Below are 13,012 nucleotides of genomic sequence, written 5' to 3' on the forward strand. Positions count from 1 at the left end.
GCCCCGCCCGAGCCTGCCTTTCTCTTGCGGCCTCCTCCGCTTCCCGGGTCTCCTCGCTACGATGTTTCACGTGAAACATTCGTCTGCTTTTGCTCTCGCCTCCATCTCCGGCTCCGCTTTCGCTCACCGCCCTCCCCGCCTGTCCCGCGTCTTTGTCGCAGCCCTCTCTCTCGCCCCTCGGGCGCTCGTCTGCCTGCTTGCCTGCCCCTTCCTCTTGCGCGCCCCTCGCTTACGTCCCATCTCCCTGCCCCACGCTTTCCCGAGCTCCGCCCCGTCCCGCCCCGTCCCGCCCCCGTCCCGCTCCCGTCTCTCTCCGCCCTTCCTCACACTTTCTTAATGATTACCCGGGGACTTCTTAATCTCTTGCCGCGATACTCGGTAGGGTAGGGAGAGTCGAAGGGAGATCCATGAGCGTGATAGAGGTGCGCGGCCTGGCCAAGGAGTATCGTGGCCGCCGCGTGGTCGACCGGTTCGACATGACCGTGATGCGCGGCGACATCTATGGGTTCGTCGGGAAGAACGGCGCGGGCAAGTCGACGGTTATGAAGATGATCTGCGGCCTGGTGACGCCGACCGCCGGTGAGATATGCCTGTTCGGGGATGAGGAGCGCGCGGCGGTGCCCGGAGGGCTGCGCGTGGGCTCGCTCATTGAGGAGCCGGGGCTGCTTCCCAACCTCTCCGTCTTCGACAACCTGATGGCGAAGGCGCTGGCCATCGGTATTGTGGATGCACGCGAGCGCTGCCACGAGGTGCTGCGTCTGGCAGGCCTCGACCACGCGGAGGACAGGAAGGCGAAGAGGCTCTCCCTCGGCATGAAGCAGCGCCTCGGCCTGGCGCTCGCGCTTCTGGGCAATCCCGACGTGCTGCTGCTGGATGAGCCCTTCAACGGCCTCGACCCCGAGGGCACGCGCGCCATGCGCAACCTGCTCGTGCGTTTGAATGAGGTGTTCGGCGTGACCGTGGTGGTAAGTTCGCACGTGCTCGACCAGCTCGATCGCATGGTCACGCGCTACGGCGTCATCGCCGAGGGTGCCATGGTGCGCGAGATGACGGCCGACCAGGTGCAGGCCGAATGCGGCGAGAGCCTGCGCGTGCGCACGACTGACCCGTCGCGCACGTTGGCGCAGCTGCAGGAGACGCTGCCCGCGGCCACCTATCGCGCCGAGCCCGACCAGGCCATCATCGTCTCCGGGGCCTACGACGCCGAGTCCGTGGCCCAGGCGCTCAAGGCTGCGGGGCAGGTCGTCTTGGAGTTCTCACCGCATCGGCGCGATCTGGAGGAGTACTTCGTGGAGCTGATGGAGGGGAGGCGCCATGCTTAACCTGCTGAAATCCGACCTCTACCGCCTCATCCACGGTAAGGCACTGTGGGTGATGACCGTGGTGCTGGTGGCGTGCATGGCCTTCGCGGCGGGCATGCTCCATTGGGTGACGCAGCCTGACTCCCTGGCGTTTTATGCTCAGGCCGAGATGATGACGGTCGACGAGGTGCAGAGCGAGCTGGTGCCGCGCGAGGAGGCGGAGGAGAACTTTGCCGTCACGGTGCAGGGCCCTGGCGTCCGCGTGCGTGCCGATGGGTTCCGTGAGGTGCCCACTGCCGACGACTTCCAGGATGTGTCCGCCGAGATGCGGCAGTTCGACAGTCTTACCGGGCTGTTCGGTTCGGGGTTCGTGAGCGGCGGGTTCCTCGCCGTGACTGCGTCTTTGCTGGTGGCGCTGTTTTTCTCAGCCGACTTTGAGACGCGCTTCATTCGCAACCTGACGATGACCCGCCGCGGCCGTTTCGCCTACTACGGGGAGAAGCTGCTGCTGGCGTCGTTGGTGTCGCTCTGGTTTCTGGTGGTGCTGGCATCGTCGTGCGCAGCGTCCTTCGCCCTGGCGGGCATCAGCTACCGCGCCGACGAGGCCGTCGGCGGCCTGCTACTATGGATGCTGCTGGTCTGGCTCTCGGCTACCGTCTACGCGTGGGCGACGGCGCTTGTCGTTTGGATTACGCGCAGTAAGGCCGCTGGCATTGCCGAGGCGATTGTGGTGTCGTCTGCCATGTTCGGCGCTCTGCTCGCCCAGGCGCTGACGTACTTTGGGCGCATCCTGCCGTGGGTGGATGTCCTTCCCGCCTGGCTGCCGTCTGGCGCTCTGAATATGCTGGCGCCGGGAGCGGCGCAGCTCGCCGTCCCCGGCGGCGCGCTCGGCTTCGCCGGGGTGCCGGTCGGCGTGTCCGTTGTGGTGGTGCTGCTGATCTGGCTCGCGGTCTGCGCCGCGCTGACGTTCGCCGCCTGCCGCCGCCGCGACCTGTAGCGGCGGGGCGCCGCCGGGGGAGACTCGCAAGTCGACGGGGCGCCGACGGGGCGCCGTCGGGAACCGCCCACGCGCTGATGGGGCGCCGCCAGGAGGCGCCCCATGAGCTGGCGGGGCGCCGAGGAGGGGCGCTTTCGCGTCGTCGGGGGGGAGGCCCGCAAGCCGCCCAGGCACCGACGGGGCGCCGCCAGGAGCCGCCCGCAAGCCGCCCAGGCACCGACGGGACGCTGCCGGGAACCGCCCGTAAGCCTCCCGGGTGCCGCCGGGGCGCCGCCGGGGGAGGCGGATTACGTGAAGGCGGGATAGGAATGCGTGCCGCAATGGGCGGCTGGGGAAGGAGGGGCTGGATGATCGGACTCGCGCTGGCTCTGGCTGGGCTTGCGACGTGCGGTTTTGCCGTGGTTGTCGCCTATGGGCGCGAGCTGCGGAGAATGGCCGCGTTCCTGCGCACGCGCGGCGTGCGGTCGAATGCCCGCATGACCACGGAGATACCCGGACGCTCCTTCGCAGAACTGGCCCGCGCGGTGAACGCGGAGCTCGACCGCGCCGACGAGGAGCGGCGCGTCGCGGCGATGGCGCAGCGTGACTTCCAGCGCGACTTGGCGAGCCTCTCCCACGACATCCGCACGCCGCTCATGGGTGCGCGCGGCTACGTGCAACTGGCTGCCGACGAGCCTGACGCCGCCCGCCGCGCCCACTACCTGGACGCCGCCACGGCGCGGCTCGGCGCCATGGAGTCGCTGCTCGACCAGCTCTTCGCCTACGCGCGGGCTAACGATCCGGATGCCGAGTTCGATCTGCGTCCCGTCAAGCCGCACCAAGTGCTGGCCGGGGTGCTCGTGGGGCATTTTCCAACTTTCGAAGAGCGCGGATGGGAGCCTGTCGTAGACTTCGAAGACGAGGGTGTGCTCCTGGAAGCCGATGAGGAGGCCCTCGCGCGCATCTTCGACAACTTGGTGGCCAACGCCCTGCGCTACGGAAGCGGCGCGCCCACCATTCGTCAGCGCGGCCGCTCCCTCACCTTCTCCAACGCCGTGGCCGACCCGGACGCCATCGACGCCGACCGGCTCTTCGAGCGTTTCTACCAAGCCGACGCCGCCCGCGCCGGCGGCGGCTCGGGCCTGGGGCTGGCCGTGGTGGCCAGCCTCGCCCGCAGCATGGCCCTCCGCGCAACCGCCGCCATCCGCGGCACTAACCTCCTGATAACCCTCACCTGGTGATTCCCCGGGCTTGCCTTCATCGGAATCGCCGGCCTTCTGCTGGTGGGGAGGGAGTGACGCACGGTGGTGGAAAAGAGGAACCTGGGGCTGCCCGCAAAAGGAGTCCGGCTTCTTCGTTCCGCTGAAAGGTGATATCATTGATATCACCTAAGCAAAGGAGGTGCCGCCATGGCTGATCTGCTCATACGCGATCTCGACGAAGGAACGAAGCAGCTGCTGCGGGAGCGGGCGGTGCGTCACGGGCGTACGCAGCAGGGGGAGGCGAAGGCCATCCTCGAATCGTCGCTGCGTCCCGAGTCGTCAAGCTGGGTGACGCGACTGCGGAATGCCGCCCAGGCTGTCGGGGGCATCGATCTCGAGGATCTCCCGCGCCATCCGGCTCGCGAAATTGACACGAGGGGATGGGCATGAACTACGTCGTTGACACCAATGTCGTCTCGGAATTGATGCGCCCGCAACCAAGCGAGAACGTGATCGATTGGTTCTACGACCACGAGGGGCAGGTGTGGCTTACCTCCATCACGGTTAAGGAACTGTACTTTGGCATGCTTCGGTTGCCTGAGGGAAAGCGGAAGGAGCGATTGCGACAGGCCATCACGAGCATTGTCATGGACTGTTCTTCCAAAACGTACTCATTCGACGCTTTCAGCGCCTTTCTTTGCGCTGAGCTTCACGAGCAGGCATTGTCTCAGGGAAAAGCGCCCGCCATAGAGGATCTGATGATCGCGGCCATCTGCAAGCGCAATGACTGTGCTCTGGCGACGCGCAACGTGAAGGACTTCGACTGTCTGGCTATCGATGTGATCAATCCCTTCGAGCGCTGAGAACGTAAGGAGATAGGGCTATGGGTCTGGGAATGCAGCAGCGCCAGGTAGAGGGCGCGCCCCTCGTTTATCACATGGACAAGACCGAGGGGGCGCCGTGGGTGCTGTTGCTCCATGCGGCCTTCGTCGATCATCGGATGTTCCGAACTCAGGTGGAGGCCTTCCGCGGGCGCTACAGCGTCGTCGCCGTGGACATTCTCGGCCATGGCGGCTCGACTGAGGCCAGGCGCGGCGACAGCCTCGAATCCATGGCCTCGTGGTTGAACGCCCTTCTGGATGCCGAGGGCGCGGACGTGGCCCATGTGGTGGGCGTGTCGCTCGGCGGAGTGCTGGCCCAGGATTTCGCCTGCGCCTATCCGGAGCGGGTGGCGTCCCTGGCCTGCTTCGGCGCCTATGACATAACGCGTCCCGACCCCGAGCTGCTCAAGGCCAACGGGGCTGCCCAGATGGCCATGGTGGGCAAGGCCCTCGTGTCGGTGCAATGGTTCGCCGAGGCCAACAAGGCCATTTCAGCCTATACCGAGCGGGCTCAGCAGGAGTTCTACGAGCTCAACCTCGGGTTCCCCAAGCGCTCGCTGCGGCACTTGGCAGCCTTGGGCAAGCTGGTGGGCAAGCACGAGCCCTGCCCTCGCGCCTATCCGCTGCTCATCGGCTGCGGCGAGCACGATCTGCCCCTGGAGCTTGAGGCCGTGCAAGCGTGGGCCGCGTCCGAGCCCGGCAGCCAGGTAGTAGTCGTGGAGGACGCCGGCCACTGCGCCAACATGGACGCCCCCGACCGCTTCAACGAAGCGCTGCTCCAGTTCTGGGCGAGTGGGGAATAGTCCCTTGTCTACGTGGTGTCGGGCGTGCTGGCGGCGTTCGCTCCGATGACGGCAGGCGTCTTGCGATGATCGGCTCTAGCCTCATCAGCGAGAAATACGCGGTCTTTAGCTGTGCGCTTTTAGCGCGCGTGAGGGACCGATGTGCTTGAGGAGCTGGGGATTGTCGAAGAGTTCGGGACAGATGAGCTCTTCGCGATTAAGCGGGTGTCCGGCGTCCAGCAGCAGGTTTCCGTAGAATGCCTCCAGAGGTCCGCGTTCGGGCAGGATGCCTGCCTCGTTGTTGCGGTAGTTGGCCCTCACGAGGGCATCGCGGTAGTAGCGTGCGTGCTTCTGGAAGGGCTCGTTGCCCACCGTGAATCCGAGCGAGCCGAGATATAGCTCCGAGAATACGGCTACGGTGCGGGTGTTTCCTTCTACGAAGGGGTGCACCTGCCACAGAAGCGAGACGAACTTCGCCAGGCGCGCGACGTCGGTCTCAGAGAGCGACGTGCCGTAGCTCTCGCGAGACTCTTCGCGGAACAGGTAATCCAGTGAGGTTTGGATCATGGTTGGATCTGCGTATAGTACGCTGTCGCCGTTGAGGATGTCCTCCTGCTTTACGAGCCGCTCGGTTTTGTATTGACCGGGCCGATAAGCTTCTTCATCCATATCTTGAAACAGCGTACGATGGACGAGGAGAAGCATGTCGGGGGTGAAAGCGAAGCTGCCGGCCTCCAGCATCTCGGCGATGCGCTGGCTGACGAGGTCGGCCTCGGCCGTGGCCTGCCGGTCGCTCCCCTCTGCAGTGTGATAAGCGCGAATGAGCTCGCCCGTTTCCTGCAGAGTGCAGCGCCCTTGCTCGTAACTTTGGGCCAGCTCGCGCAGATAGGGAGAAACTTCCAGGCCGTCCACCGCTTGCAGGCCGATGGCCGTAGCCCAGTAATGCCGGCGCATCGCCTTGCCGGCGAGTCGCGTGCTGGTTTCGTAGGGGAAGGCGTCGAGGCTGTCGGCGGACATGGGCTCACCCCTTTGCGTAGCGGCGTTGACCTATCTAGTTTAGCAAACAAAAACGCCCTCCGAAGAGGGCGTTCGTTTCTCTAGTGGTGCGGGTGAAAGGACTTGAACCTTCATGGGGTTGCCCCCATACGGACCTGAACCGTACGCGTCTGCCAATTCCGCCACACCCGCACTAGACGGCCTCGGCTTGCGCCGAAAGCGTAGGATATGTTACCCCAGCGCCTCGGCCTGCGCAAGGGGGAATTTCGGAGAATGTGCGCGTGCCGGGCGCGACGAAGCTCCCGGCGGCCGCGATGTGGTAGGATTCAGCCCATCGAAACCACGCTCGGGAGCGGCTCGCCGCATCCGAGCGCAAACGCAGCAGAAACGCAACCGGGAAGGCAGCCGGCCGCATGGCCCGCCAACAGCTCATACTCGACAGATACCGCATCATAGGCAAGGCCGGAGCCGGGGGCTACGGCACGGTGCAGCACGCTTATGACACGCGCCTCAAGCGCGACGTGGCCATCAAGTGCATCCCGCTCTCGGAGGCGGACGTGGCGCGCGCCCGTCTGCTGGCCATGGAGGCGAAGATGGCCGATGCCCTGGCTGCCGCCGAGGACGACGGCGAGGAGGCCGGCGAAGGGGCGGTCGAGGGCGCGCGCGGCGCGGCGCTTCCTCCTGCCGATCCTGCGCGCGCCGCCGATGCGCGGGCGATCCGCGGCGCGGCGCCGGCGAATCTCGGCGCTCGGAGCGCGGTCGATCCGGATGACGTCGCCCCGTGGGAGGACCTGCCCGCCGAGGACGACGAGCTCGCCGCCGGTGACGGCTGGGATGCGGACGCGGATGGGGGAGCAGGCGCCGACGGCCGGGATGCCGAGGACGATGCGGACGACTGGGAGCCTCGCGGCGCCCATGCGAGCAGCGAGCTGCGCCCCGCGAGCGTCGAGCGCGCCGAGCAGCCCGGGCGTCGTGGCGCCCACGCGCGTCACGCGGCGCCGGCGGCAGACGACGCCTTCGCCCCCGAGGACTTCGACGACCTGGACGAGGGGGACGATCCCGCCCCCCGCCTTCCCGTCATCGGCGCCGCCGCCTGTGAGCCCTCAAGCTCGCGTGTAGCCAGCCTTTCCCGCGAACGCGCCCTTGACGCGCGGGGCGGCGGAAAGGGCGCGGCCCGCGGGGTGGCGCGCGCAGCGGCGGGGGCGCTGGCATCCGGCACGCGGAATGGCGCAGGGACGCTCGCCATGCCTGACGATCCCCGATCCGAGGCGATTCCCGCCGACGACGAGCCCGACCTCGAGGACGACGACCTCTTCGACCACATCCCCGGGTTGGAGGAGGCGCGCACCGCGGCGCACCTCTCCGACGCGAACATCGTCACGGTCTACGACTGCGAGCTCCACGACGGCGTGGCCTACGTCATCATGGAGTACATCGAGGGCAAGACCCTCGCGCGCATCATGCGCGAAGAGGGCGACGACATCACCCTCGACATCGTCGCCGCGGTGTTCACCTCCATCGCCCATGCGCTCAAGGCCGCCCATGGCAGCGAGGTGCTGCACCTGGACATCAAGCCCGACAACGTGATCGTCAACCGCCAGGGTCAGGTGAAGGTGACGGATTTTGGCCTGGCCACGCTCATGGACGCGAGCGGCCAGGGCACGGCCGGCGGCGGAACCATCGGCTACATGCCGCTCGAGCAGATGCGCCAGGAGCCCCTGGACGAGCGCACCGACGAGTGGGCGCTTGCCAGCCTCACCTACGAGATGCTCTCCGGCGACAATCCCTTCTTCGCCGATGACCTGGCCGATGCCGAGGCGGCCATCGAGGACGCGGAGCTCGTGCTGCCCTCGCTGTGCTGGGACGACCTCGACCAGCAGGTCGACGACGTCATGTTCCTCGCGCTCGACCCCGACCCAGACGAGCGCTACGCCACCGTGGAGGAGTTCGCTGACGAGCTCGAACCCCTGCTGGGCAGCGCGCGCAAGGGCAAGCGGCAGCTGGCCGACATCGTATGCGAGGTGGAGCCCGAGGAGCCTGAAGAGCCGCCGGCTCCGCGTCCGCCCGCCGTCCCGCTGGTGGATCGCCTGGGGCCGCGCGGCGGTTCGATCATCGCGCGCGTGCTTTCGGCGGCATCGGCGGCCCTCGTGGTCGCGCTCGCGCTGGCCAACGTGCGGCTCGGCGCGCCCGACGCCGCCTACGGGCTGGCCACCTCATGCGCGCCGGTGTTCTGGGGGCTCGTCGCCGGGGCGGGGCTGGCCGCCGTGCTGCGCCCGCATCTGGCGGCGCTCGCCTCGTTCGTCCTGCTGGGGACGGCGTTCTTCCTGAGCGGCGCGTTCCTGCTGGGGTTGGCGGTCATCGGCGTCACCGTGGCGTGGTGGCGCGGCGTCGGATGCGAGGGCGAGGCGCAGGCCCTCTCCGCCCTCGTTCAGCCGCTTGCCGGCGCCGTGGGGTTCGCGGGCCTCGCACCGGTGATGGCCGGCGCGCTGCTGCCCCTGGGCCAGGCGCTGCTGAGCAGCCTGTTCAGCGTGTTCACGGCACTTGCGCTGGCGAGTCTCGGGTCGTGCGACCTCATGGGCTGGAACCCGTGGGTGAACCTGCGCTTCGCCGGGTTCGACCCCCAGGCGTCGCTCGTCGCCACGCTCGCGCTGCCGCAGACCTGGTGCGTCGCGGCCAGCTGGGTGCTTGCGGCTGGCGCCTACAGCCTGCTGTGCGTGCGCGGCACGCGTGCCTTCGACATTCTGGGGGCGCTAGCGGCTGCGGGTTTGCTGGTGGCCGGCGCCTGCGTGGCCGCGGGCCTGGCGAGCGGCGGGGCCTCGTGGCTGCCCAGCCCGACGGCGCTCACCGGCGCGCTCCTGCCCGGCTGCGTCGGCGTCGTGCTTGCGCTCATGGGCGTCCCCGACCGCGTGCGCTGGGCTCCCGAGGAGTGGGCTGCCCTCGAAGACCCCGCCGACGAGGACGCCTGGGCCGACCGCTAACGCGGGTTTTGCGAAAATCTGGACATTTGCTTCGAAATTCCGAGGCAAAGCGATGCGTGGGGGCTTAACACGCTCCCTCGGAAAAACACCGACCTGGGCAAACGCGAATCCGGGCGCCCGCAACGCGCCCCATCCTGCCCGCAATCCTCGGAATTTCGAAGCAAGTGTCCAAAAACGGCCGTCCTTGCTGCACGCACGCAAAAAAAGCGGGCTCCGATCCCCCGGAGCCCGCCTCTCGCGCTCTCGCGGCCCGCGACCAGCGACCAGCGGCCTGCCGCCGCACCGCCGCACGCCAGCGCGCTACAGCAGCGCAGTCACCTTGCCCAGCAGCGGCTCGAAGCTCACGCCGCGCTCCTGGAAGTGCGGCTGCTCGGCCGAGACGATCATCGCGTCGTGCACGAAGTCGCCGGCGAAGGCCACGGCCTCCTCCAGCGTGCGGCCGGCCATGAGCGCCGCCAGCAGGCAGGACGCGTATACGTCGCCCGTTCCATGCAGCAGGTAGGGCAGGTACTCGTTGGACACCTCGACGATGTCCGTTGCCCCCTGGCTGCCGACGAAGTTGCGCACCACGCTCTCGCCCGCACGCTTGACGCCCTTCAGCACCACGTGCTTCGCGCCCTTGTCCAGCAGCGCGCGCACCAGGCGATGCGCCTCCTCGTCGGGGATGTCGGTGCCGCCCCACTCCTCGCCGATGGGCTCGCCCAGGATGATGGCGGCCTCGGTCAGGTTGGGGGTGAGCACGTCGGCGCCGCAGGCCAGCTCGGCCATGGCGTCGCAGAGCTCGGGCGTGTAGGTGGGGTACACCTTGCCGTGGTCGGCCATCACAGGATCCACCACGCGCAGGGCGTTGGGGTAGGTCTCGTAGAGGCTGCGGATGATGTCCACCTGCTCAGGCGCGCCGAGGAACCCGGAGTAGATGGCGTCGATGTCCACGTCGATGCCGCGCCAGGCGGCCAGGTAGTCGCGCAGGATGTCGGTGGTGTCGTGCATGTACCAGCCGGGGAAGGCGGTGTGGCTGGAGAATAGCCCCGTCGGCACGGGGCACACGTCGCAGCCGGCGGCCGACAGCACGGGGATGGCCACGCCCAGCGAGCACTTGCCGTAGCCGCACAGGTCGTGCACGGCGGCCACGCGCGGGATGTAGGCGCCTTCGCGCTCGTAGAGGCGCAGCCCGACGCCCGCGGTGTCAGGCTCGGTGAGGGAGGTGTCTTCGCTCATGGTTAGTTCTCCTCTTCGTCATCGTCGTCGAATAGCGACCAGTCGTCCTCGGTCTTCTCGTGGTTCTTGAACTGCTTGCGCGTGCGGCGCTCCATGATGACGCACGCGATGACGCTCAGAACCAGGCCTGCGCCTACTAGGCATCCGATGCCCGGCATGGTCTCGAAGAGGAAGTGGTAGATCTCGTCTATATCCATGTATACAGCCTCGTTACGTTAGATGAATGACAACTTCCCGGGGCGCTCCCGACGCTAATCTGGGGAGCGTTTAGTGCAGGTGCCTGAAAAGTATACTATGCGACGCGGGCACGGTTGCGCCATTTTGACTCCGTGGAGAAGCGGTGAACTGGCGCGAGGGTCCGCGTGCCGGTCGGGCACGCAGCGGGGGAAGAACGACTGATGGCTTCGAACATGCTCAAGGGAAAGGGCGGCGCCTTCGCATACGGCGGCCTGGTGGTGCTGATCGTCATGGCCGTGGCGCTCTCGGCGCTCTCGGGCTATATCGACAACAAGCTGCGCCAGAACGGCGAGCAGCAGGCTACCACCTTCACCGAGCAGATGGGCTCCTTTGTGGGCGAGAAGGTGGAGGATATTCAGAACGCCATCGGCGCGTTCACCATCCAAAGCGACGACCCGGCTCTCGTCCAGCCGGCCCTGGCCGCCCTGCGTGACCGCTTCGGCTTCTACGGCGTGGCCTTCGCCCGCATGGACGGCACGGGCGTCACGGCAGGTGGCGAGTCGTTCGACGTCGCGCAGCTGGGCGACGAGGAGGTGGCGCTCTCCCAGGGCGTGCCGGGTTATTCAGAGAGCTTCCAGACCCCGGACGGCGTCTACGCGCGCCTGGCCCAGGAGCCGCTCTATCTTGACGGGCGCCAGGCGGGCGCCCTCTACGTCGTCATCCCCCTGACGGCGTTCTCCACTGATGCGGCCGAGGTGACCAAGGGGGTCATCGGCGACACGCTGCTGTTCGACGGACGCACGGGCGAGGTGCTGCTCAACTTCGGCGAGACCGCCACCGCCGACGAGGGGTCGTCGGTCTACGACTTCGTGGGCGGGGCCCTTGCGGCGGCTGCGCGAGCGCCGGGAAAGAACTCCCAGGCTCCGACGGAGGAGCTGGACGCCCTGCGCCGCGCCGTGCTGGCGGGACGGTCGGCCCTCGTGGTGGGAAGCGTGAACGGCCGCGAGTCCTACCTGTGCGTCTCTCCCACGGGCCGGGGCAGCTGGTATGTCTGCAACGTCATATCGGTGGAGGCCGTGCGCGCGGAGGCCAGCGTGGTGTCAGCCGTCTTTACCACGGTGTTCGCCCTGAGCGGCGCCTGCGTGCTCCTGGGGGTGGGTGTGGCCGTGGCGCTCTACCGCAAGCAGGCGCGAGAGCGCGACGTGGAGATGAAGCAGCACCTTTACCAGGCACTTTCCGACAGCCTCGATTTCGGCGTGGCGCTCTACTCGCCCTCCGACGGCGTGGTGACGCCCATCGTGGCCAAGAGCGCCGACATCTTCGGCATCGGCTTCGACGAGCTGGTGTCCGATCCGCGCAAGGCCGAGGATCTGGGCTTCTCCGAGCAGGGCTGCACCCTGCTGCGCCGCATCCAGGCCGATGACATCCACTTCTTCGAGCACGGCGAGTTCTGCCTCAGCCATCCGTCCAGCGGTCGCGCCCGCTACGTCGAGTACACGGTGCGCCCCCTGCGCTACGAGGGCAAGGGGCAGGTGCTCGTCATCATGCGCGACGTGACCGAGGCCAACCTCATACAGCTGTCCATGAAGGACGCCATGGAGTCGGCTGAGGCTGCCAACCGCGCCAAGTCCGAGTTCCTCTCGCGCATGAGCCATGAGATCCGCACGCCCATGAACGTCATCATCGGCAAGCTGCACCTGGCGCGCCGCCACCGGGACGATCCGGAGCGGATGGCTCGCAGCCTGGACGACATCGAGCGCGCGTCCGACCATTTGCTCGAGCTCATCAACGGCGTGCTCGACATCTCCAAGATCGAGAGCGGCAAGGTGAACTTCGTCGACCGCCCCTTCAACCTGGCGCGGCTGCTCGATTCGCTGGCGGATGTGGTGGAGCCCCAGTGCGCCGCCAAGGGGCAGACCTACCGCCTGGTCACCGAGGGGCCGGTGGACGCGCTGTTCGTGGGCGATGAGCTGCGCATGCGCCAGCTGCTCGTGAACCTGCTGACGAACGCGGTCAAGTACACCGAGGAGGGCGGCCATGTCACGCTGGAGGTGCGCGTGGCGCCGAGCCTGGCGGCCGGTTACGAGAGCATCACGCTCGTGGTGTCCGATGACGGCATCGGCATGGCGCCGGAGTTCGTGGAGCACCTCTTCGAGCCGTTCGTCATGGAGGGCCGCTCGCGCTCGGAGGGCACCGGGCTGGGCATGCCCATCGTCAAGCACATCGTCAACTCCATGGGCGGCGACATCCACGTGGAGACAGCCGTGGGGCGCGGCACCACCTACACCATCGTGGTGAACAAGAAGATGCTGACGGAAGGCGAGCGAGATGGGTTGGCGCCTCGGGGGGCGGAAGGCGCGGCGATGGCGGCGGGCGCCGAGGCTGCGAAAGGCGCGGCGATGACGGCGGGCGCCGAGGTCGTGGAGGACGCCGCAGCGGCGACGGGTGCCGAGGTCGCGGAGGCCGCCGCAGCCGTCCCGGCCGCGCCCCGGCCGCCTCGC

General features: G+C 67.6%; 11 protein-coding genes and 1 tRNA gene. 8 read left to right on the top strand and 4 right to left on the bottom strand.

Going from position 1 to position 13,012, the window contains the following annotated elements; translation table 11 throughout:
- The first annotated feature begins 407 nt into the window (after positions 1–407).
- From D1643_RS07305 to D1643_RS07330, 6 genes are all read left to right on the top strand, one after another.
- Positions 408–1,322 carry an ATP-binding cassette domain-containing protein gene (locus D1643_RS07305; RefSeq protein WP_160709995.1) on the top strand — a complete coding sequence of 305 codons (915 nt, stop codon included), beginning with the start codon at positions 408–410 and terminating at the stop codon, positions 1,320–1,322.
- Positions 1,315–2,298 (top strand): hypothetical protein, encoded by a 984-nt coding sequence (locus D1643_RS07310; protein WP_160709996.1) that lies wholly within the window; start codon positions 1,315–1,317, stop codon positions 2,296–2,298. The genes D1643_RS07305 and D1643_RS07310 overlap by 8 nt, the downstream gene beginning before the upstream one ends.
- 347 nt (positions 2,299–2,645) lie before the next feature.
- Entirely contained in the window at positions 2,646–3,518 is an 873-nt protein-coding gene (locus tag D1643_RS07315) for a sensor histidine kinase KdpD (protein WP_160709997.1), read from the top strand.
- A 168-nt stretch (positions 3,519–3,686) separates the two neighbouring features.
- Positions 3,687–3,929 carry a plasmid stabilization protein gene (locus D1643_RS07320; RefSeq protein WP_160709998.1) on the top strand — a complete coding sequence of 81 codons (243 nt, stop codon included), beginning with the start codon at positions 3,687–3,689 and terminating at the stop codon, positions 3,927–3,929.
- Positions 3,926–4,342: a type II toxin-antitoxin system VapC family toxin gene (locus D1643_RS07325; RefSeq protein WP_160709999.1), complete on the top strand. Its 417-nt coding sequence runs from the start codon at positions 3,926–3,928 to the stop codon at positions 4,340–4,342. The genes D1643_RS07320 and D1643_RS07325 overlap by 4 nt, the downstream gene beginning before the upstream one ends.
- A 20-nt stretch (positions 4,343–4,362) precedes the next feature.
- Positions 4,363–5,163: an alpha/beta fold hydrolase gene (locus tag D1643_RS07330; protein WP_201751020.1), complete on the top strand. Its 801-nt coding sequence runs from the start codon at positions 4,363–4,365 to the stop codon at positions 5,161–5,163.
- Between the two features lie 105 nt (positions 5,164–5,268).
- On the opposite strand, the gene D1643_RS07335 is transcribed toward D1643_RS07330, so the two are convergent.
- Together D1643_RS07335 and D1643_RS07340 are read right to left on the bottom strand one after the other, a co-directional pair.
- The gene (locus tag D1643_RS07335) at positions 5,269–6,159 is read right to left on the bottom strand and encodes a Fic family protein (RefSeq protein ID WP_160710000.1); all 891 of its coding nucleotides are present in this window, start codon (positions 6,157–6,159) and stop codon (positions 5,269–5,271) included.
- An 84-nt stretch (positions 6,160–6,243) separates the two neighbouring features.
- Positions 6,244–6,330, bottom strand: a tRNA-Leu gene (locus D1643_RS07340).
- Positions 6,331–6,551: 221 nt separating this feature from the next.
- Between D1643_RS07340 and D1643_RS07345 the strand changes: the two genes are divergently transcribed.
- Positions 6,552–9,116, top strand: a complete 2,565-nt coding sequence (locus D1643_RS07345; RefSeq protein ID WP_160710001.1) for a serine/threonine-protein kinase — start codon at positions 6,552–6,554, stop codon at positions 9,114–9,116.
- A 300-nt stretch (positions 9,117–9,416) separates the two neighbouring features.
- Here the strand turns inward: D1643_RS07345 and D1643_RS07350 are convergent, their stop codons facing one another.
- Positions 9,417–10,334, bottom strand: coding sequence for a PfkB family carbohydrate kinase (locus tag D1643_RS07350; RefSeq protein ID WP_160710002.1), 918 nt, complete (start codon positions 10,332–10,334; stop codon positions 9,417–9,419).
- A gap of 2 nt (positions 10,335–10,336) precedes the next feature.
- Positions 10,337–10,531 carry a DUF6724 family protein gene (locus D1643_RS07355; protein ID WP_160710003.1) on the bottom strand — a complete coding sequence of 65 codons (195 nt, stop codon included), beginning with the start codon at positions 10,529–10,531 and terminating at the stop codon, positions 10,337–10,339.
- A 201-nt stretch (positions 10,532–10,732) separates the two neighbouring features.
- Between D1643_RS07355 and D1643_RS07360 the strand changes: the two genes are divergently transcribed.
- Positions 10,733–13,012 (top strand): HAMP domain-containing sensor histidine kinase (locus D1643_RS07360; protein WP_160710004.1); only part of this gene is annotated, 2,280 nt, incomplete at its 3' end.

It is taken from the genome of Enterorhabdus sp. P55 (assembly GCF_009911695.1).
Classification (GTDB): Bacteria; Actinomycetota; Coriobacteriia; order Coriobacteriales; family Eggerthellaceae; genus Enterorhabdus.

What these genes read in the sequence shown, in the direction of transcription:
- D1643_RS07305 (WP_160709995.1), top strand. Translation starts at nt 408, where the DNA reads ATGAGCGTGATAGAGGTGCGCGGCCTGGCCAAGGAGTATCGTGGCCGC.
- D1643_RS07310 (WP_160709996.1), top strand. Translation starts at nt 1,315, where the DNA reads ATGCTTAACCTGCTGAAATCCGACCTCTACCGCCTCATCCACGGTAAG.
- D1643_RS07315 (WP_160709997.1), top strand. Translation starts at nt 2,646, where the DNA reads ATGATCGGACTCGCGCTGGCTCTGGCTGGGCTTGCGACGTGCGGTTTT.
- D1643_RS07320 (WP_160709998.1), top strand. Translation starts at nt 3,687, where the DNA reads ATGGCTGATCTGCTCATACGCGATCTCGACGAAGGAACGAAGCAGCTG.
- D1643_RS07325 (WP_160709999.1), top strand. Translation starts at nt 3,926, where the DNA reads ATGAACTACGTCGTTGACACCAATGTCGTCTCGGAATTGATGCGCCCG.
- D1643_RS07330 (WP_201751020.1), top strand. Translation starts at nt 4,363, where the DNA reads ATGGGTCTGGGAATGCAGCAGCGCCAGGTAGAGGGCGCGCCCCTCGTT.
- D1643_RS07335 (WP_160710000.1), bottom strand. Translation starts at nt 6,159, where the DNA reads ATGTCCGCCGACAGCCTCGACGCCTTCCCCTACGAAACCAGCACGCGA.
- D1643_RS07345 (WP_160710001.1), top strand. Translation starts at nt 6,552, where the DNA reads ATGGCCCGCCAACAGCTCATACTCGACAGATACCGCATCATAGGCAAG.
- D1643_RS07350 (WP_160710002.1), bottom strand. Translation starts at nt 10,334, where the DNA reads ATGAGCGAAGACACCTCCCTCACCGAGCCTGACACCGCGGGCGTCGGG.
- D1643_RS07355 (WP_160710003.1), bottom strand. Translation starts at nt 10,531, where the DNA reads ATGGATATAGACGAGATCTACCACTTCCTCTTCGAGACCATGCCGGGC.